The 24,207-nt window shown below is 56.8% G+C and carries 15 protein-coding genes; 8 read left to right on the top strand and 7 right to left on the bottom strand.

From position 1 onward, the window contains the following. Window positions 1-71: 71 nt before the first annotated feature. The gene (gene betB, locus FPY71_RS05495) at window positions 72-2,177 is read right to left on the bottom strand and encodes a betaine-aldehyde dehydrogenase (RefSeq protein WP_149298337.1); all 2,106 of its coding nucleotides are present in this window, start codon (window positions 2,175-2,177) and stop codon (window positions 72-74) included. Between the two features lie 269 nt (window positions 2,178-2,446). Here betB and FPY71_RS05490 point away from each other — a divergent pair, with 269 nt between their 5' ends. The 4 genes from FPY71_RS05490 to FPY71_RS18430 all read left to right on the top strand — a co-directional run bounded on the left by FPY71_RS05490 (window position 2,447) and on the right by FPY71_RS18430 (window position 6,101). Continuing rightward, window positions 2,447-3,403: a choline ABC transporter substrate-binding protein gene (locus tag FPY71_RS05490; RefSeq protein ID WP_188052217.1), complete on the top strand. Its 957-nt coding sequence runs from the start codon at window positions 2,447-2,449 to the stop codon at window positions 3,401-3,403. 271 nt (window positions 3,404-3,674) lie between these two features. Next, the gene (gene exbB, locus FPY71_RS05485; RefSeq protein WP_149298335.1) at window positions 3,675-4,625 is read left to right on the top strand and encodes a tonB-system energizer ExbB; all 951 of its coding nucleotides are present in this window, start codon (window positions 3,675-3,677) and stop codon (window positions 4,623-4,625) included. 4 nt (window positions 4,626-4,629) lie between these two features. Further along, the gene (gene exbD / locus FPY71_RS05480) at window positions 4,630-5,076 is read left to right on the top strand and encodes a TonB system transport protein ExbD (protein ID WP_149298333.1); all 447 of its coding nucleotides are present in this window, start codon (window positions 4,630-4,632) and stop codon (window positions 5,074-5,076) included. Beyond that, window positions 5,073-6,101 carry an energy transducer TonB family protein gene (locus FPY71_RS18430; RefSeq protein WP_188052216.1) on the top strand — a complete coding sequence of 343 codons (1,029 nt, stop codon included), beginning with the start codon at window positions 5,073-5,075 and terminating at the stop codon, window positions 6,099-6,101. Before exbD ends, FPY71_RS18430 begins: the two co-directional genes overlap by 4 nt. 203 nt (window positions 6,102-6,304) lie before the next feature. Here FPY71_RS18430 and FPY71_RS05465 read toward each other — a convergent pair whose 3' ends face one another. From FPY71_RS05465 to FPY71_RS05455, 3 genes are all read right to left on the bottom strand, one after another. Then, window positions 6,305-7,243 carry a ring-cleaving dioxygenase gene (locus FPY71_RS05465; protein ID WP_149298329.1) on the bottom strand — a complete coding sequence of 313 codons (939 nt, stop codon included), beginning with the start codon at window positions 7,241-7,243 and terminating at the stop codon, window positions 6,305-6,307. Window positions 7,244-7,377: 134 nt separating this feature from the next. Beyond that, on the bottom strand, window positions 7,378-8,145 hold the full coding sequence (locus FPY71_RS05460) for an enoyl-CoA hydratase (protein WP_149298327.1): 768 nt from the start codon (window positions 8,143-8,145) through the stop codon (window positions 7,378-7,380). Between the two features lie 84 nt (window positions 8,146-8,229). After that, window positions 8,230-9,288: an enoyl-CoA hydratase/isomerase family protein gene (locus tag FPY71_RS05455; RefSeq protein WP_188052215.1), complete on the bottom strand. Its 1,059-nt coding sequence runs from the start codon at window positions 9,286-9,288 to the stop codon at window positions 8,230-8,232. A gap of 226 nt (window positions 9,289-9,514) precedes the next feature. Here FPY71_RS05455 and FPY71_RS05450 point away from each other — a divergent pair, with 226 nt between their 5' ends. Together FPY71_RS05450 and FPY71_RS05445 are read left to right on the top strand one after the other, a co-directional pair. Continuing rightward, a complete protein-coding gene (locus FPY71_RS05450; protein ID WP_149298323.1) occupies window positions 9,515-10,744 on the top strand; it encodes a lytic murein transglycosylase in 1,230 nt (409 codons plus the stop codon). A 3-nt stretch (window positions 10,745-10,747) separates the two neighbouring features. Next, the gene (locus FPY71_RS05445; protein ID WP_149298321.1) at window positions 10,748-11,941 is read left to right on the top strand and encodes an SGNH/GDSL hydrolase family protein; all 1,194 of its coding nucleotides are present in this window, start codon (window positions 10,748-10,750) and stop codon (window positions 11,939-11,941) included. A 9-nt stretch (window positions 11,942-11,950) separates the two neighbouring features. Here FPY71_RS05445 and FPY71_RS05440 read toward each other — a convergent pair whose 3' ends face one another. Further along, the gene (locus FPY71_RS05440) at window positions 11,951-13,405 is read right to left on the bottom strand and encodes a glutamate synthase subunit beta (RefSeq protein WP_149298319.1); all 1,455 of its coding nucleotides are present in this window, start codon (window positions 13,403-13,405) and stop codon (window positions 11,951-11,953) included. Window positions 13,406-13,537: 132 nt separating this feature from the next. Continuing rightward, window positions 13,538-18,226 (bottom strand): glutamate synthase large subunit, encoded by a 4,689-nt coding sequence (gltB, locus tag FPY71_RS05435; RefSeq protein WP_149298317.1) that lies wholly within the window; start codon window positions 18,224-18,226, stop codon window positions 13,538-13,540. Between the two features lie 219 nt (window positions 18,227-18,445). Between gltB and FPY71_RS05430 the strand changes: the two genes are divergently transcribed. Both FPY71_RS05430 and FPY71_RS05425 read left to right on the top strand, forming a co-directional pair. Beyond that, on the top strand, window positions 18,446-19,495 hold the full coding sequence (locus FPY71_RS05430; protein WP_149298315.1) for a threonine aldolase family protein: 1,050 nt from the start codon (window positions 18,446-18,448) through the stop codon (window positions 19,493-19,495). Window positions 19,496-19,608: 113 nt separating this feature from the next. After that, window positions 19,609-19,881 (top strand): Rmf/CrpP family protein, encoded by a 273-nt coding sequence (locus FPY71_RS05425; protein ID WP_149298313.1) that lies wholly within the window; start codon window positions 19,609-19,611, stop codon window positions 19,879-19,881. A 93-nt stretch (window positions 19,882-19,974) separates the two neighbouring features. Here FPY71_RS05425 and FPY71_RS05420 read toward each other — a convergent pair whose 3' ends face one another. After that, entirely contained in the window at window positions 19,975-23,883 is a 3,909-nt protein-coding gene (locus FPY71_RS05420; RefSeq protein ID WP_149298311.1) for a calcium-binding protein, read from the bottom strand. Window positions 23,884-24,207 lie beyond the last annotated feature (324 nt).

Raw genomic sequence — 24,207 nt, 5'->3', positions numbered from 1 at the left:
GAACTGCTCCAACCCTTTGTTGTGTTGCATTGCCCTGCTGTTGAAGCGTTTGCGCCCCAACAGGAAATGCTTCAGTAGGGAGCTTCCACCGGCCCCAGATTGACGTAGACGCTCTTGACGCGTGTATGCGCCTCCAGAGCGGCGCGGCCATTTTCACGCCCAAGCCCGGATCGCTTCACTCCGCCAAATGGCAGCTCGATCGGCGTTAGATTGTAATGGTTGATCCAGGTTGTGCCGGCATCCAGGCGTGCAATAACCCGGTGCCCGCGCGCCAGATCGCGGGTGAAGACGCCAGCGGCCAAACCAAATTCGGTTGCATTGGCGCGGCTTACAACCTCGTCTTCGTCGCGGAAGGTCAGAACCGACATGACTGGGCCGAAGATTTCCTCTGTGGCAATGCGCATATCATCGCGGCAGGCATCAAACACCGTTGGGGCAACAAAGGCACCCTGTGCCAGTGCTCCATCTGTTACCCGGTGACCGCCACTGACCAGCCGCGCACCCTCGCGCCGACCAACTTCAATGTAGGAAAGCACCTTCTGCATGTGCTTTTCAGAAATCAGCGCGCCAACCTGTGTCGCCGGATCCAGCGGATCGCCAACAATCATGCGGGCCGTGCGTTCAACCAATCGTTCAACAAACCGCTCATGCAGCCCCTGTTGCACAAACACACGGGTGCCGTTGGAACAGACCTCGCCGGCGGAATAGAAGTTCGCCAGAAGAGCCGCGGAAACCGCATCATCAAGATCGCAATCATCAAAAATCACCAATGGTGATTTGCCGCCAAGCTCCAATGTCACCTGCTTCATGGTGTTGGCAGCATCGGCCAGCACACGTTTGCCGGTGCCAACCTCACCCGTCAGCGAAATTTTGGCAATGTCGGGGTGGCGAGACAGCAATTGCCCGGTAGAGCCATCGCCCTGCACCACATTGAAAACGCCGTTCGGCATTCCGGCGCGGGTGAAAATTTCCGCCAGTTTCAGCGCCGACAGCGGGCTCAGCTCCGCTGGTTTGAAAATCATGGCATTGCCGGCCGCCAGCGCAGGGGCGGCTTTCCACGCAGCAATCTGCAACGGATAATTCCAGGCGCCAATGCCGGCAACAATGCCCAACGGCTCCCGCCTTGTATAGCCAAACGCCTGCGGACCAAGATCCACATGCTCGCCAACCAGTCCCGCCGCCAGTCCGGCAAAATATTCCAGACAATCCGCGCCGGAGGCAATGTCCACAACGCGTGTTTCCTGCACCGGCTTGCCGGTGTCACGGGTTTCCAGCTCGGCCAACTCATCATTTTCTTCGCGCAGCAAGGCCACGGCTCGCTGCATGATGCGGCCACGCTCTGCACCGGTCATTGCCGCCCAGACAGCCTGGCCCTTTTTGGCAGACTGCACCGCACGGTCCACCTCGTTTGCACCGGCAATTGGCACCTGCGCCAAAACCTCGCCTGTTGCCGGATTGATGTCGGCAAAAGCCGGGCCCCGAATGTCGGTCACCAGGTGTCCGTCGATATAGCAACCCGCCACCGGCGCGGAGGAAATAACGGCCGGGCGCGGCAGTGACTTCGGCGCAGCCGGGCGCGCGGCGGCGATTTCCCGGTCCACAAATTCGCTGGCCATGCTGCGCGCAGCTTCGCTGTCGGTTTCCACTGTTTGCGAAAGGGTGGAACGCAACCACAACCCGTCGATCACCGCGGCAATGGCCAAAGCGATGCGCGGTGCATCCTCAGTCGATACCAGCGCCCGCAGGTCATGACGAAGATTGGAAAGCATGCGCTGCTGGTAAACACGCTGAACCCGCCTCAACCGGTCGGAATGCAGGACCTGCCCCCAGAAGGCCAGCCAGACACTGCCAGTGCGCTGGTCAAACTCTTCCGGTGCCAGATTGGCATCAATGATAGCCTGTATACGCTCTCTCGGGCCGTCAGCGGCGCGCAGGCGCAACAGCACAGCATCGGAAACACGGCTGGCCAGATGCCGCAATGTTGCTTCAAGCAGGCCATCCTTATCACCGAAATAATGTGATACAAGGCTGGCAGCAAACCCCGCTCTGCCGGCGATTTCGGTCAGGCTGGATGCGGCAAAACCCACCTCCGCCATAGACTCCACGGTGGCATCCACCAGTTGGCGGCGGCGCTCATCTTCGACTCCAATGCGGGGTGCGGGCGCAGCTTTGCTCATAAAAAATCCTTCACGGGCAGAATAACAGATATTGAACAAGCGTTCAATGAACTGGTTGATTTTCGATCACTAGCATATGACTCGGCACATACTGGCAAATAAATGTCGCATATCCAATAGAATTTAACTTGAACGCGCATTCAACAGCCAATTGACTTTTCTGGTCTTCGTGCCAGACTTCTTGATATCCGCTTACATGTCATTGTGCAGTTACGGCAAGACAAGCTAGTGAACCATTCAGATTGTTATTTTAGCAAAAGAGGGAATCTATGTCGCTCGCCTTGAAACTCAAAATGCCGGTATTTGCGGCCATTGTTACAATCGCCGCTTTCTCAGGCCAGGCAGTCGCAGCAGAACCTCAGTCCTGCAAGGCGGTCCGGTTTGCGGATGTGGGCTGGACAGACATCACCGCAACCACGGCAACCGCCTCCATTGTTCTCAAAGCCCTCGGCTATGAACCGCAGACCAGCATTCTGGCCTTGCCTGTTACATTCACCTCGCTGGCCAATGGTGACATTGATGTGTTTCTGGGCAACTGGATGCCAACAATGGAAGCCGACATTGCCCCATATCGCGATAAGGGCACAATCGAGGTTATCCGCACCAACCTGACCGGCGCAAAATATACGCTGGCAGTTCCAGCCTACCTTTACGACAAAGGCCTGACATCGTTTGAGGACATTGCAAAATTCCGCGATGAGCTGGGCAACCGTATCTATGGAATTGAACCCGGCAATGACGGCAACCGCCTCATTCTGGAAATGATCAATGATAACAAGTTCGACCTTTCCGGCTTCGAGCTTGTTGAATCTTCCGAGCAGGGCATGCTTTCGCAGGTGTCCCGCCAGACACGGGGCGAACAGCCGATTGTGTTTCTGGGCTGGGAACCGCATCCGATGAATGCCAATTTTGATCTTCGCTACCTGTCTGGCGGCGATGATGTGTTCGGCGCGGATTTTGGCGGCGCGACGGTGGACACAAACACCCGCAAAGGCTTGAAAGACGAGTGTCCCAATCTTGGCCAGTTCCTTGCCAATCTGGAATTTTCACTGGAACTGGAAAATGAAATCATGGGCGGCATCCTGAACGACAGCAAGGAGCCGGAAACGGCAGCCAAAGAATGGCTTGCGGCCAGCCCGGATGTTTTGACACCTTGGCTTGCAGGTGTGACAACCTTTACCGGCGAGCCTGGTCTTGATGCGGTCAAGGCTGACATCGGTTCATAAACCACGTCAGAAAACCCTGACAAATCACTGATATTATGTATTTAAATTAATGGCGGATGCAGACCACTGCATTCGCCATTGTCGTTTCAGTCCCTTGCAATCACAGATTTTTCAACGGATCTCAAAGCTCTATCCAGAGATATTTGTCGATCTTCCCGCAAAATAGTTGACTTTTTTATTCATGATTTAATAAGTGCATCATAGCACTCGGTTGGCGTTGGCACTGAACGTCAGACACAAGGTTAAATCCGCGGTCAAAGGATGCGGCGCAATGACATTGAAGTTTTCCACGGCGGCCTGCGCCTTGCTTTTTGCCTTGGCGCTTACGGCACCAACTGCCATGGCACAGGTTGAAAGCCAGCCGGCCGACCCCGCTCCGGCTGCCGCACCCATCGTCGCCCCTCCACCGGCCGCTGATCCTGCCGCCCCAACTGCGGGTGAGCCTGTGGAGATACAACCGGCAGATCCGACAATTGTTGAAACAGAGCAGGCCCCGCTCAGCACGCTGCCGCATGATCTTTCGCCCTGGGGCATGTTCATAGCCGCCGACTGGGTGGTCAAAGCTGTGATGATCGGGCTGGTTTTTGCGTCGCTGGTGACCTGGACAATAGGTCTGGCCAAGGCGTTGGAATTGATTTTCGCCAAAAGACGGGCGCGCGTGGCAGTGCGCCGGGTGGAAAGCGCACGGTCTTTGGCTGACCTTGAAGGGCAAGGTAGAGGCGCGCTGCGCAACGGGCCGGTAGCAGCGCTGGTGCATGCAGCCAATGATGAGCGGCAACGCTCTGGCGCCCTGGCGGCCGATGGTATCAAGGAACGCGTTGCAATTTCCCTGACCCGTATCGAAGCGCGTGCCGGCCGTCGTATGACGCGCGGCACCGGCGTACTGGCGACCATCGGGTCCACTGCACCCTTTGTCGGCCTGTTTGGCACCGTCTGGGGCATCATGAATTCGTTCATCGGCATCAGTCAGGCCAACACCACCAATCTGGCGGTTGTTGCTCCCGGTATTGCCGAGGCTTTGCTGGCAACCGGGATTGGACTTGTTGCGGCCATCCCTGCCGTCATCATCTACAACAACTTCGCCCGGGCCATTGGCGGCTATCGCTCCATTCTGTCCGACGGTTCAGCCGCCATCCTGCAACATCTGTCGCGAGATCTGGATGCCAGAGACACCGTTGAAGTGTCATCCACTTTGCATCGCCTCAACCAGGCAGCGGTGTAGCGTCATGGGCATTCAACTCAAAGAATCGTCAGATGATGATGTCGGAGAGATTTCCGACATCAACGTGACGCCTTTTATCGACGTTGTTCTGGTGCTTCTGATCATTTTCATGGTCGCGGCCCCGCTGTCCACTGTGGATGTTCCGGTGGATCTGCCGATTTCCAATGCGCAACCTGCACCCAGAACCGATGAGCCGGTTTACCTGACCGTGCAGGACGATCTGCGTCTGGTGCTTGGCGAGCAGGAAGTGGAAATGGAAACTCTGCAAACTCCGCTGGATGCCCGTACCGAGGGCGACCGGGAGCAGCGTATTTTCCTGAGGGCCGATGGCGCTGTGGCCTATAGCGACCTGATGGATGTGATGAATGCACTGCGCAGTGCCGGCTATCTGAAAATTGCATTGGTCGGGTTGGAGGCTGGCAGCCAGCCGCAGCCTCAGGTGGCGCAATGACGGTCAGGTTGCCACACTACCGGCGAATAGAAAAATCACATGTCGGGCTGACCACCCTGCGATGGGGAGCAGCGGCGGCAGCCATTTTGACACTGCACAGTGCGGCCGCCTGGTATGGGTTCATGCGTACGCCCGAAGCGGCGCCTTCCGGCATTCAGGAAGCGGCCGTGTTGATTGACATGGCCCCGCCTGCCGCCTCTGAATTTGTTGCAGCCACAGATGCGGAAGTTGCGGAAGAACATTCGGAGGCACAACCGGAACCAGTCACTGAAACGCCTCCGGTGGAAGAGCCTGAGCCACAGCCGGAACCCGATCCTGTAGTTGAACCAGAGCCCGTAGTTGAACCTGAGCCGGTTGTTGAACCGGAGCCCGTAGTTGAACCTGAGCCAGTGGTTGAGCCTGAGCCGGTTGTTGAGCCGGAGCCGGTGGCCGAACCAGAACCAATTGTTGAGCCGGAGCCTGTTGAGGAGCCGGACGTTTTGCCTCCGGAACTGCCGCAGATGGAAACCACTTCCGATGCTGTGCTGAATGTTCCGGTGCCCACAGTCAGGCCACGCCCGCCGGAGCCACCGGTTCGCCAGGCCGTGCGGGAACGCGAAAGACCCAGAAAAGAGGCGGTAAAACCTCAACGCCAGCAGAAGCCTCCAGCCCCCAAACCTCCGCAATCGCGAAGGGCGGCTCCGGCACCCTCTGTCGCGTCCACGGGCCAGCCAAACCGCCAGGCCAGCCAGGGTGCGCAGGTTTCACCAAGAGCGAAAGCAACGTGGCAATCACGCATTCAGGCGCGGGTTAACCGCGCTGCCAGCCGCACGCGCGCTTCCGGCAGACAGGCCGCGGTTGTCACCGTGCAGTTTTCAATGGATGGCGGCGGCAGGCTGACAGGATCAAGACTGGTCCGCTCTTCCGGCAATGCGGCTCTGGACCAGCAGGCGCTGCAACTGGTGCAGCGCGCCGGGCCATATGATGCGCCGCCGGACGGCGCACCGGTTTCGCTGACATTGCCAATTCGCTTCAACAATCGATGACCAACGCCCGTTGTAGCACTACCGCTACAACGGGAAATGCTGGCACTCACGCACTGTCCTGACGTTGAAACTCAAGCGTTTCAACTGGAAATGCTTGTTTTCCCGCATTGTCCTGACGTTGAAACTCAAGCGTTTCAACTGGAAATGCTTGTTTTCACGCATTTGCCTGACGTTGTAACTCAGGCGTTTCAACTGGAAATACTTTAAAGCGGCTTCAGGCCAGCTTCAATTTCCTGGCGTCGTGGCTCCAGAAATGGTGGCAAGGCCAGACTCTCACCCAGGCTTTCCATCGGTTCATCCGCGGCAAAGCCCGGGCCATCAGTGGCAATCTCAAACAGAATGCCATTGGGCTCGCGGAAATACAGGCTGCGGAAATAGTAACGATCCACCGGCCCGCTTTGTGGCAGGCGCAAATGTGCCAGTTTCTGCGTCCATGCGTCGTAGTCGCCATCCGGAATGCGAAATGCAACATGGTGCACGCTGCCGGCCCCGGCCCGCGCCTGCGGCAGGTCTGGCTCCACCGCAACATGCAATTCTGCGCCAGCACCACCCTCGCCCATCTCAAACACAAGGGTCCGTGCACCCTCCAACCCGGCATAGTCGCGCGCTCTGCGCATGCCAAGAATCTGAGTGACCACTAGCTCCGTACGCTCGGCATCCGGCACGCTCATAACAATGGGGCCAAGGCCGCGGATCTGGAATTGCTCCGGCACGGAGCTGCGGTCCCACGGATGCACCTCTCCCTGACCGCCATCGTCAACAAGAGACAGACGCTGACCCTCAAAATCCTCGAAATCCAGGGTCAGCCGGTCATCACGGGTCACAATGCCACCATGCTGCACACCAGCCTCTTCCAGCCGCTTTGCCCAGAATTCCAGTGCATCACGGCCAGCCACACGCAGCCCGGTGCGCACAATGGAGTGGGTGCCCCGCCGTTCCCTTTCCACCGGCCAGTCGAAAAACGTGATGTCAGTGCCGGGGCTGGCTTTACCGTCGGCATAGAACAGGTGATAGGCGGATACATCGTCCTGATTGACGGTCTTTTTCACCAGCCGCATGCCCAGCGTGTCGGTGTAAAAACGGTGGTTGCCTTTGGCATCAGCCGTAACGGCGGTCAGATGGTGAATTCCGGTCAATTGCATTGTTCAAAGCCTCCGCTTGCGTGGGCGAACCAGCAAATTCGCCGTGCGTTTGTCGTTGGCATCTATATGGCAGGCCAGACCGGCTCATCCCACCGGGTGCACCTACAACAGACTGTCAACGCCAGACCGCCCAATCAATCGCGCGGGAATTCCGGTTTGCGCTTCTCGATGTAAGCAGCCATGCCCTCTCTCTGGTCCTCCAGCCCGAACATGGAATAGAACATCCGGCGCTCAAACCGCACACCTTCCACGGTGGAAACTTCTTCCGCCCGGCTGATGGTTTCCTTCGTCATCATGGCAATGGTTCGGGAAAAACCGGCAATGGTCTGAGCCATTTCAAGCGCCTTGGCCTCCAGCTCCGCCGTGGCGAAAATTCGGGCAACAAGGCCGCAACGCTCGGCTTCCTGCGCATCCATCAACCGGCCTGTCAGGCAAAGCTCCATCGCCTTGGATTTGCCGATCAACCGGGTCAGGCGCTGCGTGCCGCCCATTCCCGGCATCACACCCAGCTTGATTTCCGGCTGACCAAAACGGGCCGTTTCCCCGGCCACGATAATGTCGCACATCATCGCCAGTTCACAGCCGCCGCCCAGCGCATAACCGTTCACCGCGGCAATGGTGGGCAGGCGTGTGGCAGCAAAGCGGTCCCAGTCGGCAAACCAGTCCTGACCATACATTTCGCGGTGGCTGGCGGGCTGCATTTCCTTGATGTCGGCCCCGGCTGCAAAGGCTTTTTCCGAACCGGTGATGACAATGCAGCCAATATCCGGGTCCCGGTCAAAGCTTTGGGCAGCATCGGCAAGCTCTTTCGCCACCTGCCGGTTCAGAGCATTCAATGCTTCGGGGCGGTTCAGGCGGATCAGGGCCGCACGACCGATCTTTTCAATGATGATTGTTGTCATGCTTGTTCCTGTAGAAGCATTGTGTCGGTTTCAGTCCGGCGGTGCTCTGGCACAAAATTCCGGCATCGACCAGAGCACGCACTCTTATGAGTAGACGGGGTCGGGCACGCCCGGCACAGGCGCAATATCTTCCGGGTCAAAGGCTCCGGCTTCCGCCAAAGTTGCGGGTGACCATTTAGGGTTGCGGTCCTTGTCAATAACCGCAGCGCGCACGCCCTCATAATAGTCTGGCGCAGACAGGCAGCGGCAGGCGGCATGGTACTCCCGCGTCAGGCAATCTTCCAGCGTGGGTGCCGTCCGCCCAAGACGCAGCAGCTCGCTCGTAACCAGCAGGCTGCGTGGAGAGCGCGAAAGAATGGTCGCCAGCGTGCGTTTGGAAAATTCCAGGCTGCGGTGCGTCAGCGCCTCAACAATATCATTCACCGTGTCATGGCGAAACACCGCTTCGATCTGCGCTTCATATGTTTCAAACAGGCCAGGCTCAGGCTTCTCGGCATATTGCTCAATCACCGATTCCAGTTGGCTGGCATCTGCAGCCAGCAATGCATTGCGGAATTCGCCGAGCCTTTCGGCGCGAATATGATGATCGGCAAGGCCGGCATGGATGACATCCGCCGCGCCCACTGTTTCACCCGTCAACGCCAGATAGCGCCCGGTTTCCCCCTGCGCGCGAGCAAGCCGGTAGGTCGCGCCCACATCCGGCAGAAAGCCGATGCCGACTTCCGGCATGGCAAAACGGGTATTGTCGGTCACAATGCGGTGAGACACATGCATGGCCAGTCCGGCACCGCCCCCCATGATGATGCCATCCATCAAGGCAATCACCGGCTTGGAATAGTTGGCCAGAGTGTGAATGAGGCGGTACTCATCTCGCCAGAACGCTTCCGCCTCGCCAGATTGCTCTTTGCCTTTCTCTACCAGATAGCGAATGTCACCGCCGGCACAGAAGGCCCTGTCGCCAGCGCCTTCCAGCACAATGTGGGACACGGCCGGATCGCGGGCATATTCGGTCAAGGCTCCTTGCGCTATGCGCACCATTTCCGGTGTCAGCGCGTTCAACGCCCTTGGCCTGTTCAACCGAATAATTCCGGCGCGCCCTTCAACGCCAGTCAGAACCGGACGCTCCGTTTCATTACCCTGCATCACGACTGTCTCCTCCTGCCAAAATTTCGCCTGTGCAATTGCAGAGCAGCATAAAGCCAGCACGTGGCGTGCATCAAGCGCCGTCAATTCGCCGCATAGACACCTCAGAAACAACCCTTGAAGTACATCCCATGTGCCAGAATAATCTGTGGTAAAGGAAACCTTAACGTCATTGGCCTAGCATGAGTGGCTCGCAGATGATCTGAACTCCCATTGGAGGAACGAAATGCCAGGAATTGTGCGCTTTCGCGGAACTATCAAACCGGCGTTGATTTCACTTGCCTTAGTTATCGGTGGCCTGCAACCAGCCATGGCCGATGCTGGCTTTCAAAAATGGATTGCCGATTTTGAGAAAACCGCTGTAGCCAATGGCGTAAGCCGCGACACATATCGGGCCGTGTTTGCCGGCGTGCGGCAACCCGATCCGGATGTATTGCAGAAAGCGCGCTTCCAGCCGGAATTTCGTGATGCCGCCTGGGACTATCTGGACAACCGCGTCAATGAGGAAACGGTGGCCAATGGCCGCCGCATGGCGCAGCAGTACAAGCGCACTCTGGACTTTGTTGAGCGCAAATATGGCGTCAGCCGCAACATCCTTCTGGCCATCTGGTCGATGGAATCCAGCTATGGCGAAGTTTTGCAGCGGCCGGATGTTTTGAAATACGTGCCGCAGGCATTGGCAACCCTTGCCTATCAGGATCAACGCCGCGCCAAATTTGCGCGTGAGCAGTTGATAGGTGCAATGAAGATTGTGCAGAAAGGCCATGTGCAACCCAGAGGGCTGACCGGCTCGTGGGCGGGTGCCATGGGTCACACGCAATTTATTCCAACCAGTTACCTGGCCTATGCGGCCGATGGTGATGGCGACGGGCGTGCCGATATCTGGAACTCGCCGGCAGATGCCCTTGCCACGGCTGCAAATCTGTTGAAGCAGAATGGCTGGCAGACCGGTAAAACCTGGGGTTACGAAGTTGCCGCACCACGCGGCGTCAATCTGAAATCTCTGGAGCGTGCCAACAAGACTTTGGGCGAGTGGCAGCGCCTGGGCTTCAGGCGCGCAAACGGTCAGGGTTTTCCTCAAGGATCCGATAACGCAAATCTGATCATGCCGGCCGGAGCCAATGGTCCGGTGTTTCTGATGACGCGCAACTTCTTTGTTATCAAGCGTTACAACAATTCAGATCTGTATGCGCTTGGCGTTGGTCATCTGGCCGACAGAATTGCCGGCGGCGGCGAATTTGTTCAAAACTGGCCGCGGGGTTATACTCCCCTTTCAGTGGCAGAGCGGTACGAGTTGCAGCAGCGGCTTTCACGGCAAGGGCTTTATGACGGCAAGATTGATGGCAAAATCGGCAGTGGATCGCGGCTTGCGATCAGCGCTTACCAGCGGCAAAGGGGCGTTGCAGAAGATGGCAACGCATCCAAGGCCCTGCTCGACCTTTTGCGCAGGCAGTAAAGCATGAAGAGCAGGGCTAACAGCGTAGGTCGGCGCATACGCCTTCTTTGTTACCCGCTCTCTCTGGCAGTGGTCATAACCGGCATGCCTGTGCCGGTTGCCTATGCGCAGGAAAAGCCGCGCAATCTTCTGGAAATGCTGTTTGGTGTGCAGCGGCAAACTGTGAAAGAGCCGCGGCCAACGGTCAAGAAGCAGCGCACAACGCGCAAAAAAGCCCCGCGGCGCCAAGGCACATCATCCACGGCAAGAAACCGCGCACCGGCCGCGGCACCTGTGGCGCCCGCAGTTGCCAAGGCCGACGACGCCCGAAAAATTCTGGTTGTCGGCGATTTTATGGCGTCATCTCTGGCGCGCGGTTTAACAGACAGCTTTGCCAGCAACGCCCATGCAGTGGTGATTGGCAAAGCCAATGGCTCTTCCGGTCTGGTGCGGGATGATTTTTACGACTGGAACGACGCGCTACCCAAGCTTATAGAATCTGAAAAGCCCGACCTGATCACCATCATGCTGGGCGGCAACGACCGGCAGGCCATACGGCATGGCGGCGCATCACAGCCCTTGCGCTCGGACCTGTGGACGCAGGAATACGAAAAGCGGGTCAAATCCCTCGTCGCCCTGGCGCGGGAAAACAACCTGCCGCTGGTCTGGGTGGGTCAACCGTCTTATCAATCCGACCGGATGAGCGTCGATATGACGTTTCTGAACGGCGTCTACCAGAAACATGCTACGGCGGCAGGCGGCGAGTTTGTTGATATCTGGGGCGGCTTTGCGGATGCCAGCGGCGCTTATATCACTTCTGGCCCGGACGTGGCTGGCCAACAGACCCGCCTGCGCAATTCTGACGGCATCACGCTGACGCCCGCCGGAATAGCCAAGCTGGCCTTTTTCGTTGAAAAGCCGATCCAGCGTATACTCGGCCTGCCGACTGACGGCGGGGCGATGGCTGTTGCGCCGGAAGAAGCGCTACCGCAGATTGTTGCGCCACTTGTGAACCCTGGCAATGCCACCAAACTTGCCCCGGTTGCGTTTTCTGACCCCGGCTTTGATGGAGGCGAACAATTGCTGCGCGCGCCCGCGGAACCGGCAAAGCCCAATGTCGATCCATCCCCGCGCGAAAAGCTGGTTTACTCCGGCCTGCCCGCACCCTCGCAGGAAGGGCGGGCGGATAATTTCAGCTGGCCACAAACAACGCCATAAATTTTGCCACTAACGCGGCAGCGTGGTTTTGCCCATCAGGCTCAGGTCGATGGCATGGGCAGCCTGCCGCCCTTCACGAATAGCCCAGACCACAAGCGACTGGCCGCGCCGCACGTCGCCCGCAACAAACAGCCGGTCGATGGAGGTGGCGTAGTCGCGGTCATTTGCCTTGATTGAAACATTGCCGCGCCGGTCCACTGCCCGCTCCAGCGTATCGCCAGCGCCCGAAAGCAACCCATTATAGTCGGGTCCGGAAAAGCCGATGGCGATGAACGCCAGGTCCGCACGAATGATGAATTCCGTGCCAGCCACGGGACGGCGCTGCTGGTCCACCTCGGCGCATTTGACCCCGGTCAAAACACCGTCTTCGCCAACAAATTCCAGCGTGGCAATCTGGAATTCGCGCACGGCACCTTCCGCCTGGCTGGACGAAACCCGCATCTTGGTTGCCCAATAGGGCCAGGTCGTCATCTTGTCTTCCAGTTGCGGTGGCATGGGGCGAATGTCGAGCTGCGTTACTTTGACTGCGCCCTGCCGAAATGCGGTGCCCACGCAGTCCGAGGCAGTATCGCCCCCGCCAACAACCACGACATGCTTGCCACCGGCCCAGATTTCCGGCGCTTCCCACAAAACGCTCTGCAGGCTTTCGCCACCCACGCGGCGGTTCTGCTGCACCAGATAGGGCATGGCATCATGGATGCCGGTCAGGTCATTGGTTGGAATGCCCGCGTCGCGCGGGGTTTCAGCGCCGCCGCAATAAAGCACGGCGTCATACAGGGCCAGAAGCTCGTCCAGTTGCTTGTCTTTGCCGATTTCCACGCCGCAGTGGAAGGTGACACCCTCTCCGCTCATCTGTTCAACGCGGCGGTCAATCCAGTGCTTTTCCATTTTAAAATCAGGAATGCCGTATCGCAGCAGACCGCCGGGGCGGGATTCGCGCTCAAACACATCCACTTCATGCCCCGCCCGGCCAAGCTGCTGGGCCGCGGCCATGCCAGCCGGACCAGAGCCGATAACGGCAACCCGCTTGCCTGTAATGGTTTCCGGCGGCTGCGGCTGCACCAGCCCAAGGCGGTAGGCCTTGTCGGCCAGTGCCTGCTCCACGGTCTTGATGGCAACCGGCACGTCCTCCAGATTCAGCGTGCAGGCTTCCTCGCATGGCGCGGGGCAAATTCTGCCGGTGAACTCGGGAAAGTTGTTGGTCGAATGCAGGTTGCGGATCGCGGTTTCCCAGTCGCCGGAATAAACCAGGTCATTCCAGTCGGGAATCTGGTTGTTGACAGGGCAGCCGGTGGGCCCATGGCAGAATGGTATGCCGCAGTCCATGCAACGCGCTGCCTGCTTGCCCACTTCATCATCGGAAATCGGCAGGGTGAACTCGCGAAAATGGCGAATACGGTCCGACGCCGGCTGATATTTTGCCGTCTGCCGGTCGATTTCGAGAAAGCCCGTAACCTTGCCCATTCTCCACTCCGTCCCTGTAATTCACGTTTTCGGATTTAAGGCCACACTTCAGGGCCACCGGCTGGAAAATCCTCGCCCTGATTTGAAGCGAAAACTTTCCAGCATTTGTTTGCAATTTTGCTGTTTCGAGATTTACTCGGCAGCAACCGCCATGCGCATACGCTCCATTTCCTGAAGCGCCCGGCGATACTCAACCGGCATCACCTTCACAAATTTCGGCCGATGCACTTCCCAGTTATCCAGTATGTCACGGGCTCGCTCGGAGCCTGTGTGATGCAGATGCTTGGAAATGAGCTGGTACAAACGCTCATTATCATGACCGGTCATATCGGAAGAAACGTCAACAAGCCCCTTGTGCTGCAGGTCACCACCATGGTGGTGCAGCTTTTCCAACAGCTCGTCCTCTTCCGGCACTGGCTCCAGGTCCACCATGGCCATGTTGCAGCGCTCGGCAAAGTCGCCGACTGCGTCATAGACATAGGCAACGCCGCCCGACATGCCAGCAGCAAAGTTGCGCCCGGTTTGGCCAAGAATAACCACAACACCGCCGGTCATATATTCGCAGCCGTGGTCGCCAACGCCCTCCACAACCGCAATGGCGCCGGAATTGCGTACGGCAAAGCGTTCACCCGCAACACCGCGGAAATAGCACTCGCCGGAAATGGCGCCATACAGAACCGTGTTGCCAATGATGATGGATTCTTCCGGCACAATGCGCGTCTCTGCCCGAGGGCGAACAATAATCCGTCCGCCCGATAGCCCCTTGCCCACATAGTCGTTGCCATCACCCACCAGATCAAAGGTAATGCCGCGCATCAGAAATGCGCCAAAGCTTTGCCCGGCGGTGCCTGTCAAAAGCACTTTGATCGTGTCATCCGGCAGCCCCTTCAAGCCATATTTCTGAGCAACCTTGCCAGACAACATGGCACCGGCCGAACGGTCGACGTTGGAAATGGGCGTTTCCACCACCACCGGCTGGCGGTGCGCCAACGCAGCCTCAGCCTCGGCAATCAACTTGCGGTCCAGCACATCGGCAATCGGATGTTCCTGAAGACGGGTCCAGCGCATTTCCTCATGCGGTGCATCCGGCTTGTAGAACACATTGGTGAAGTCCAGCCCCTGCGCCTTCCAGTGATCAATCATCGGCCGCTTGTCCAACCGGTCGGCATGGCCAATCAGTTCCGTCAGCGTGCGCACGCCCATTGCAGCCATCAGCTCACGCACTTCTTCAGCCACGAAGAAGAAGTAGTTGATAACGTGTTCCGGCGTGCCCTTGAAGCGCTTGCGCAGAACCGGGTCCTGCGTTGCCACGCCAACCGGGCAGGTGTTCAGATGGCATTTGCGCATCAGGATACAGCCAGCCGCAATCAACGGGCCGGTGGCGAAGCCAAATTCATCCGCGCCCAGCAGCGCGCCAATGATCACGTCACGGCCAGAACGCAGGCCACCATCCACCTGCAACGCCACGCGTGAGCGAAGGCCATTCAGCACCAGTGTCTGCTGGGTTTCCGCCAGACCCATTTCCCATGGGGAACCGGCATGCTTGATCGATGTCAATGGCGAAGCGCCGGTGCCGCCATCATAACCGGAAATCGTGATGTGGTCGGCTCGTGCCTTGGCAACACCAGCGGCAACCGTGCCAACGCCAACTTCCGACACCAGCTTGACCGAGATGTCCGCCTGGGGGTTTACGTTTTTCAGGTCGTAGATCAGCTGAGCCAGATCTTCGATCGAATAAATGTCATGGTGTGGCGGCGGTGAAATCAAGCCAACGCCTGGCGTGGAATGCCGGGTCTTGGCAATCGTTGCGTCCACCTTGTGGCCGGGCAGCTGCCCGCCCTCACCCGGCTTTGCACCCTGAGCCACCTTGATCTGCAGCATATCCGCATTCACAAGATAGTCGGCGTTCACGCCAAATCGGCCCGATGCAATCTGCTTGATGGCAGAGCGTTCCGGGTTGGAGCTGCCATCGCGAAGGGGCAGATAGCGGTCTGGCTCCTCGCCGCCCTCGCCGGTGTTGGACTTGCCACCAATGCGGTTCATGGCAACTGCCAGTGTCGAGTGCGCCTCGCGGGAAATCGAGCCAAAGCTCATTGCGCCAGTGGCAAAGCGCTTGACGATTTCCGAGGCGGGTTCCACCTCGCTCAGCGGCACCGGCAACAGGCCGACCTCTTCCGCCATACGAATGCGGAACAAGCCGCGAATGGTCGAACTGGCCACGGCGCTCTGGTTGACCAGCGCCGAATATTCCTTGTACTTCTCCCAGCTATCCAGCCGCACAGCGTGCTGCAGCGTGGCCACCGCCTCTGGTGACCACATATGCGCCTCACCGCGCACGCGGTAAGCATATTCGCCGCCGACAGCCAGAGCGCGCGCCAGCACAGGATCTGCCGAAAACGCCCGTTCGTGACGCTCCACCGTTTCGCGTGCAATTTCTTCCAGCCCGACACCCTCAATCGTGGTCGCCGTGCCTGCAAAGTAATGTTCGACAAAACCGGTCTTCAGGCCAACAGCGTCAAAAATCTGCGCGCCGCAATAGGACTGGTAGGTCGATATGCCCATTTTGGACATGACCTTGAGCAGTCCCTTGCCCACGGATTTGATGAAGCGGTTGATGATTTCCTTCTGGTCCACCTCTGGTGGAAAGTCACCGCGTGCATGCATGCCGAGCAGCGAGTCAAACGCCAGATAGGGGTTGATTGCCTCTGCGCCATAGCCGGCAAGGCAAGCAAAATGGTGCACTTCACGCGGCTCGCCAGATTCCACGACCAGTCCGACCGCTGTGCGCAACCCCTTGCGAATAAGGTGGTGGTGCACAGCCGCGCAGGCCAGCAGCGCGGGAATGGGAATACGATCCGGCCCAACCTGCCGATCTGACAGGATGATGATGTTGTAACCGCCGACCACGGCAGCCTCGGCGCGCTCACACAGGCGCTCCACCGCGCCCAGCATCCCCTCGGCGCGTTGTTCGGTGGGGTAGGTGATGTCCAGTGTCTTGGTGTCAAACCGGTCTTCGGTGTGACCAATATTGCGGATTTTTTCCAGATCGCCATTCGTCAGAATGGGCTGGCGAACTTCCAGCCGCTTGCGGCGCGATGTCCCTTCCAGATCAAAAATATTCGGGCGCGGGCCAATGAATGAGACAAGGCTCATCACCAGTTCTTCGCGAATAGGGTCGATCGGCGGGTTGGTTACCTGCGCGAAGTTCTGCTTGAAATAGGTGTAAAGCAGCTTCGACTGGTCGGACATGGCCGAAATGGGCGTGTCCGTGCCCATCGACCCAATAGCTTCCTGGCCCACCGTGGCCATCGGCGCCATCAACAACCGTGTGTCTTCCTGCGTATAGCCAAACACCTGCTGCCGGTCGAGAAGAGACACATCCGAGCGCGCGGCGCGCGGTGCCACCGGCTTTTGATCTTCCAGAATGAGCTGGCTGTTTTTCAGCCAGTCGCGATAAGGGTTGGCCGTGGCAATCTCGCGCTTCAGCTCATCGTCGGAAACGATGCGGCCCTTATCGAGATCAATCAGCAGCATGCGGCCGGGCTGCAAGCGCCACTTCTTGATAATGCGCTCTTCGGCCACTTCCAGCGTGCCAGCTTCGGATGCCAGAATGACATAGTCATCATCCGTCACGACATAGCGGGCCGGCCGCAAACCGTTGCGGTCCAGCGTTGCGCCAATCTGCTTGCCATCGGTAAAGCAAACGGCGGCCGGGCCGTCCCACGGCTCCATCAAGGCAGCGTGGTATTCGTAAAACGACTTCAGGTCAGCCGGCATCTGCTTGTTGCCAGACCATGCCTCGGGAATCAGCATCATCATTGCATGGGCCAGCGAGTAACCGCCCTGCGTCAGAAATTCCAAGGCATTGTCAAAACACGCCGTGTCGGACTGCCCTTCATATGAAATTGGCCACAGCTTGGAAATGTCATTGCCAAACAGCTCGGAATCAACCGATGCCTGACGCGCCGCCATCCAGTTGACATTGCCGCGCAGGGTGTTGATTTCACCATTATGCGCAACCATGCGGTATGGGTGAGCCAGCCGCCAGGATGGAAATGTGTTGGTGGAAAAGCGTTGATGCACCAATGCAAGTGCACTTTGAAACCGTTCATCGCGCAGGTCTGTATAATACGCACCAACCTGATAGGCCAGGAACATGCCCTTGTAGACAATGGTGCTCGAAGACAGCGACACGACGTAAAAATCCGTATCAACCGCATTCATTTCCGCATAGACGCGGTTGGAAACCACCTTGCGGATCAGGAACAGCTTGCGCTCAAAGTCCTCATCCGTCACGCAGGAGGTGGAACGCTGGATGAAGACCTGCCGGTGAACCGGTTCCGTCGCCATGATTTCCGGCGCCCTGGAAAGCGATGAGTTGTCGACCGGCACTTCACGCCAGCCTATGACCTGCAACCCTTCTTCGGCTGCGGCCTTTTCAAACAGTTCCTTGAAATGCAAACGGCGGTCTGCATCCTGCGGCATAAACACAAAGCCAACGCCGTAGTGGCCAGGCTGCGGCAGGGTCACGTCCTGCGCTGCCATTTCCTGCCGGAAAAATTCATCAGGAATCTGCACAAGAATTCCCGCACCATCACCCATCAACGGGTCTGCGCCAACCGCGCCCCGGTGAGTCAGGTTTTCAAGAATTCGCAGACCTTTGCGCACAACGTCGTGCGACTTGTGGTTTTTCATGCTGGCAATGAAGCCAACGCCGCAGGCATCATGCTCATTGGCAGGGTCGTACAAAGCGGTTTTTGCGGGCAGCAACCGGGGCTGGGTCGGCTTTGCCGCCCGCCACTCACGCGCTTGTGTTCTCATTACACCCTCCCGACTGCGGTGTGAGGCGCGTTCCGCACCTCATTTTTGCTCTCGATAATAAGACAGCCATGCTGACCTATCCTGTTTATCGCAGGTTTTTCTACAATCTGCAATGCTTCTATTTCAAACGGTTCAATTTTTTTTCACAGTTCTAAGAAAGCTAATTTAATCGATTTAAATGCACTTTACACGGGCTTTTTCGCAGTATATTCGCTGTCCATGTTCTTCGCTTCAGACAATTGGTCCGGCGTACACCCGGCAATCGCAGCTTCTCTCAACCAGCACTCGCAGGGCGCAGTGGCGGCCTATGGGCAAAGTGCGCTCGATCGTCAGGTCGCCGCGCAGTTTAACGAAGTGTTCGAGCGAGAGGTCGCCGTATACTTCGTAGGCACCGGAACGGCAGCCAACGCTCTGGCCCTCTCTGCTTATAACAGGCCGGGCGGTGTAGTTCTATGCCATGCCGAGGCGCATATTCATGTTGACGAGTGTGGCGCACCGGAGTTTTTCTCGCCCGGCGCAAAGCTGGCTGCAGTCAGCGGTGCGCACGGCCTGATGAACTCGGCCGCCTTGGCCAGCAAGCTTGCAGGGTTTGACCCGCAATTTGTGCATGGCGGACAGCCGATGGCTATATCTGTCAGCCAGCCTGGCGAAGCAGGAACGCTTTATTCGGCTGCCGCCCTGGCGGAAATTTCGCAGCTTGCTCATCAACATGCCCTGCCCCTGCACATGGACGGCGCACGCTTTGCCAATGCATTGGTGGCAACTGGTCTGACACCGGCGCAGATGACCTGGCAAGCCGGTGTTGATGTCATGTCGTTCGGCGGCACGAAAAACGGCTGCTGGTGCGCAGAAGCCGTGGTGTTTTTCAATCCGGAACAGGCACGCCAGTTTCCGTACATCCGCAAGCGTTCAGCGCAGCTTTTTTCCAAATCGCGTTTCATTGCTGCGCAGTTCCTGGCCTATTTCCAGAACAATCTCTGGTTGGAACTGGCAGCCCATTCCAACGCTATGGCCACTCTTTTGCGGCAAGCCATAAACAGTTCGCCCACCTCACGCCTTGCGTGGGATGGCACCACAAACGAAGCGTTCGTTATTGTGCCAAATGCTGCGGCGGAGAGACTGCAAGCCGCGGGCTCAATGTTCTATGACTGGCCTGTGCCTGATCCGGCGGATTTTATCATCCAACCCGATGAACGGCTGCTTCGTCTCGTAACGAGCTGGTCCACCAGCCAGCAGGAGATTGAACAGTTCAGCGATTTCCTGGATTAGAACTGCCTTTTCTGATTTGTCAGATCAACTTGCCGATCAACCATCCGTTTCAACAGGTGGGAACCAAACCGCCATCTAGGCGTTCTTTGCTTATAGCAAAAATGGAGATCTCGATGGCCACGGATGCTTTTGCGCAAGGCAAGCTTGCGTTTGAACACAATCTTCCAATGTCTTCATGCGAATACCCTGTGGGGTCCAGCCTTCGGGCAGATTGGATGTCCGGGTGGACTGAGGCCAACAATCTGGCGCGCCGAACTGTTTCGGATACCGATCCGCACCCGGGCATGATGGGTGATGGAACTGAGGAACAGAATTTGAACCAGAAGGGCAATCCGGACGCTCGCATCACTGAAAGCGAGGTTCGTGAAGCCTTCGGGAAAAAGTAAAAGCGCCTTCGACAATCGAAAGCGCTAAATGCTCGTTTCAAGCCTTCGCGATGCCAGATCGCGAAGGCATTTTTGTTACAGGAAAGCTTGGGCCTAGGCAGGGGCAGTGATGGTCCAGGCCGCGTTCCAGATTGGCTGCATAAACTGGGCATAGCCCGGTGAGCTGACATCCGTCGCAGCAGCCATGGCGTTGGTCAGCGTTTCAACCTGGACACCCACCAGAGCTCGCCCGGATTGATCGGCGATAGCAAAGCCGTTGTAATTTTCCTCCTTGAAGAAATCCATCACCATAACGCCGCTCTGACCCATGAACTGCGACTTGTCGGTATCCAGAATGACTTGTTCACGGCGGACCAGCAGATGATTGTCCTCGCGAACGAAGTAGAGATTTCGATAATCGATGCCGGTGAAAATCAGCAGCGCCCGGGCCATGTTTCCCCCTTCTTCCGCCAAAACCAGATCATGACCGAAATCACCGTCAAAGAAGAATGTGTCACCGCCCAATGCGTAGAGATAGTCATCTCCCGCACCACCATCCAAAAGGTCAGCGCCGGCACCTCCGCGCAATTCATCTCTGCCGGCACCGCCAAACAGAATGTCTTTTCCGTTGCCGCCGTTCAGTGAGTCGTTCCCGCCACGGCCAATCAGGTAGTTGTCGGTTGAACTGCCCGTCAGAATGTCGTTGAACTCCGAGCCGATAGCCCGCTCGACACTGCGCAGACTGTCTTTGGACGGAGCTGCACCGCCTGCCCAGTCTGCCGTTCGGCGTTCCAGGTTGATATCGACGCCCTTGGTCAGAAACTGTGCGCTGACCCAGTCTATTCCCGCGCCGCCATCAAACAGATCGAACAGCGTTTTATCGACCATGACGTAAATGTCGTTGCCGCCGCCGCCAAAGACCTGGTTCTGCACTTTCGCCGCAGCACCTTCATTGAAGATAAGGTCATTGCCATCACCCGCCTGAATGATGTCCGAATCCGCACCACCAATGATGGTGTCATGGCCATTGCCGCCCCTCAGCGTGTTTTTGCCAGAACCACCCATCAGCAATGTGCCGACATTTGAAGCGGTGAGAATGTCGTCACCTTCCTGGCCGTACAGCGCGCCGCCGTCTGCACCACCAATCAGGCTGTCATTGCCTTCCCCACCCCAGATCAGGTCACGGCCCGCATCACCGGAAATCGTGTCATTGCCTAGTCCGCCAAACAGGTGGTCGTCACCGTCGCCGCCTGAAATCACATCATTGCCTGCGCCGCCGTCAATTGTGTCCTTGCCGGCTTCTCCATACAGGAAGTCTTTGTAAGCCACTTTGGCACCGGCCGCAGAGGCATCCTCCATACCGGGCGGCGTATCGCCGAAGACAAGATCGTCACCCGCACCGGCGTAAATGGTGTCCAGGCCATCTCCGCCGATCAGGGTGTCGCCCAGCTTCGTTGGCGCAACATTGGCATCACCAGTGGGCTTGGGTCCCGTGTCTGTGCCGGTGTCACGCAACACATCATCACCAGCGCCACCCAAGGTCAGATCATAGCCCTCGCCACCATCAACAGTATCGTTGTCGTCACCGCCATGAATGGTGTCGTCTCCGCCCAAACCTTCTGCGACGTCGCGTCCGCCATTGAGATAAAATGTCTGGGCAAGAGCATCGCCGACAAATTTATCGTTGACATTGGATCCGGCAATCCACTCGACATTCTTCAAAAGGTCGGCGTTGACACCACTGAATACGTTCTTATGCGTTACAATGGAGCGGGTTTGGATGGTGGTGGTCTTCTTACCCTCTTCAATAACGGTTTCTTTCAGCACTATTTCGTGGATGTCACCGTAGCCGATTTTCGACACTTCATAATCGGAACCGGTTTTTGCTGTGTTCGGTGTGGCAACGACGGTAATGCCACCCGCAATCACTTCTTCCCACCTTGTAGTGTCCGTATTGAACACATTGACTTTGGCGGCACTTGAAATGGCGTGCTGATAGACGGCGCCGTCGATGCCTTCGCCGCCATCCATCTCGCCCGCGGTCAGCCCGAAAATGACCTGGTCATTGCCGTTGCCGGCTTTAACCACAACACCGCCTGCTGAACCACTAACCTTGGAAGCAGTACTGTATTGCTGAGGGGTAATGATGTTTGCACGCGTTGTAGCAACATTTCTCACGTCGATAATGGATGACGTTTCGCCCTTGTCGACAAATTTAATCGGCGTTGTTGGCAAACTGGTGGAATAAGACGACTTCTTACCCTGCTTTATCTGCTTTCGCTCTTCATCCGATACCGGCATGATCGGGCTGTCGATAAAGACATATTGAGATTCCGCGCTGGTCGTAATGTCGATCTCATCCGAGTTCAGCCGGCTTGTGACCCCAAGACTGTCGACGGACACGTTGCTGGAGCTCTTCATGTTTTCGATAGCCGCGTTGCCAAGATAGGCACCAATGACAAGCATCTCCGCTGTCACTTCCTGCCGGGTAATGGCAACAACTCTCTTGACCTCGGTGGTGGCCGCCATTGTCTTGACAAGGTCAATATATTTGCCTTGCACCGCCTTGAAATTATCATCGTAGCCAGCGTTCCAGAACAGGCCGTAGGCAGTTGCCAATGACTCCTTCGTATTTTCACCTGTGCCGTATTTTTCCCAGATCTCATTTTGAAGATCGGAAGATTTTGGACCAAAGAGGCTGCCAAAAATTCCAGGAAGCAGATTAAGGCCCGGGATTCCGGCTGAGATGAGTGTCAGCTCGTTAACTTTGAGGACATCGCCGATAGCCTTGTAGCCAAGCCAACCGGAGTCGCTCGCCCGTTGATAATACTGGTCGCTCAGCTCGCCCATTTCAACCGATTGCTGAAGGGACCGGAAATCGAAACTCGAAACCATTGCGCCAATGGCAGCACCCCACGGCCCAGCCGCCATGGAGACCATCAGGCTGCCAGCCAGTTGCGTTATCATTGTCGCGGCGCCAGCAGCTATATAACCACCGGACGCGCCCTCGTTCTGGGCAGCATCGGCCAGTTGCATTGCATCAGACGTCAAACCTGCCAGCGCTGCCAGGCCGCCAATTGCGCCACTGACACCGGAAAGACCTTCAACGCCAGCGGCGCTGAGGCTCATGGCAACACCACGCATGGCTTCAAGCGCGTTTTCCGTTGCCAACAGGGCGTCTCTTGCCAGGATAAGCCCGGACGCTCCGCTTTCCTTATTCTCGTGAAATTGCAACGCATAAGCTGCAGTCTGCAGAATATTGACAAGCGCTATGCCAATTCCGCCACCTATCAATTGGTTGGCAGTTGCTTCAGCGCCCTTTCTGTTTGCATAAAAAGCGAAAAAGCCTTCAAGCAATATCTGAGAAAAATCCGCGGATAAAAGGAGCGTTTCTTTACCTCCGCCGCCTTCCTGATGAGAAAGCGCAGTAACAATATTAATGAATTTCGCTATTGTGTATACAGACGTTATATTTTGCCGGTAGATATTGTTCTTTTGTTCAAGAGCTCGATTATCCGCATTTCCCGCGGGCGCAAAATTACCTGCCTGATAAGAAAAATTCAGGTTTTTGCTGAAGACCATATTGTTGTCTGCGGGCGCCATGCCCGCATTCATGCGGCGCTTGAAATCCATAAGCTCGTAAGACAAAGCCAGCTTGGACCGAGGACTGACCAGCCGCGCATTGCGCCAAACCGAATTGTAAACATTATCGTAGGTCTTGCGATGGTCCCATCCGACCTGACCTATAGGCTCTTCAACGGGAGGGTTGATAGCGTCTGAGCCCGCTTCGGCAAGCGGATTCAAAACGTTGCCGGCCTGCATCTGCTTGAAAACCGCCTTGGTCACTTCGTCCAGTGTAAAATCTGGAACAAAGGCCGGCTTATCGGTAAAGTCGGTCAACAGGCTTCGAATGGCCTCATCGACACCAGAAATTTCTGCTTTTGTCTTATTGTACTCGGCAATCGCCAAACGAATATTATTTAAAATTTCAGCCGTAGTCAAAACCGGGTCAGTAGAACTCATTTGTTTTCTCCACTTTATTCGCAATTCATAGGCAAACCAATAATCTTGATTTGAAAAATTTAAGGATATACCGGAATTTAAGGTTTTATTCGAAGGAAAATAAGCACGTCATCTTGTCTCTATATTTGAACTTGATATAAAACCCGGTGTTGTGGTTCAGGCAAAATGACACAACTATACGTGCCAAAATTGAAAAAAGTAATATTTATACGCAGTTATATATTCTATAATATATTTATTTTATAATGTACTTTTATGAAAGATGCAAATTGGCTTGCAGAGGTCATGGCAAAACACTTTTCGAAACCTGCTGCCGGCGCGAAG

This window comes from Aureimonas fodinaquatilis (genome assembly GCF_008369445.1).
Classification (GTDB): Bacteria; Pseudomonadota; Alphaproteobacteria; order Rhizobiales; family Rhizobiaceae; genus Aureimonas; species Aureimonas fodinaquatilis.
The sequence above is the reverse complement of the archived record's forward strand: the minus strand, read 5'-3'. Positions and strand labels throughout refer to the sequence as shown.

Excerpts from the sequence above, each read along its gene's own strand:
- betB (WP_149298337.1), bottom strand. The coding sequence starts at position 2,177 with ATGAGCAAAGCTGCGCCCGCACCCCGCATTGGAGTCGAAGATGAGCGC.
- FPY71_RS05490 (WP_188052217.1), top strand. The coding sequence starts at position 2,447 with ATGTCGCTCGCCTTGAAACTCAAAATGCCGGTATTTGCGGCCATTGTT.
- exbB (WP_149298335.1), top strand. The coding sequence starts at position 3,675 with ATGACATTGAAGTTTTCCACGGCGGCCTGCGCCTTGCTTTTTGCCTTG.
- exbD (WP_149298333.1), top strand. The coding sequence starts at position 4,630 with ATGGGCATTCAACTCAAAGAATCGTCAGATGATGATGTCGGAGAGATT.
- FPY71_RS18430 (WP_188052216.1), top strand. The coding sequence starts at position 5,073 with ATGACGGTCAGGTTGCCACACTACCGGCGAATAGAAAAATCACATGTC.
- FPY71_RS05465 (WP_149298329.1), bottom strand. The coding sequence starts at position 7,243 with ATGCAATTGACCGGAATTCACCATCTGACCGCCGTTACGGCTGATGCC.
- FPY71_RS05460 (WP_149298327.1), bottom strand. The coding sequence starts at position 8,145 with ATGACAACAATCATCATTGAAAAGATCGGTCGTGCGGCCCTGATCCGC.
- FPY71_RS05455 (WP_188052215.1), bottom strand. The coding sequence starts at position 9,288 with ATGCAGGGTAATGAAACGGAGCGTCCGGTTCTGACTGGCGTTGAAGGG.
- FPY71_RS05450 (WP_149298323.1), top strand. The coding sequence starts at position 9,515 with ATGCCAGGAATTGTGCGCTTTCGCGGAACTATCAAACCGGCGTTGATT.
- FPY71_RS05445 (WP_149298321.1), top strand. The coding sequence starts at position 10,748 with ATGAAGAGCAGGGCTAACAGCGTAGGTCGGCGCATACGCCTTCTTTGT.
- FPY71_RS05440 (WP_149298319.1), bottom strand. The coding sequence starts at position 13,405 with ATGGGCAAGGTTACGGGCTTTCTCGAAATCGACCGGCAGACGGCAAAA.
- gltB (WP_149298317.1), bottom strand. The coding sequence starts at position 18,226 with ATGAGAACACAAGCGCGTGAGTGGCGGGCGGCAAAGCCGACCCAGCCC.
- FPY71_RS05430 (WP_149298315.1), top strand. The coding sequence starts at position 18,446 with ATGTTCTTCGCTTCAGACAATTGGTCCGGCGTACACCCGGCAATCGCA.
- FPY71_RS05425 (WP_149298313.1), top strand. The coding sequence starts at position 19,609 with ATGGCCACGGATGCTTTTGCGCAAGGCAAGCTTGCGTTTGAACACAAT.
- FPY71_RS05420 (WP_149298311.1), bottom strand. The coding sequence starts at position 23,883 with ATGAGTTCTACTGACCCGGTTTTGACTACGGCTGAAATTTTAAATAAT.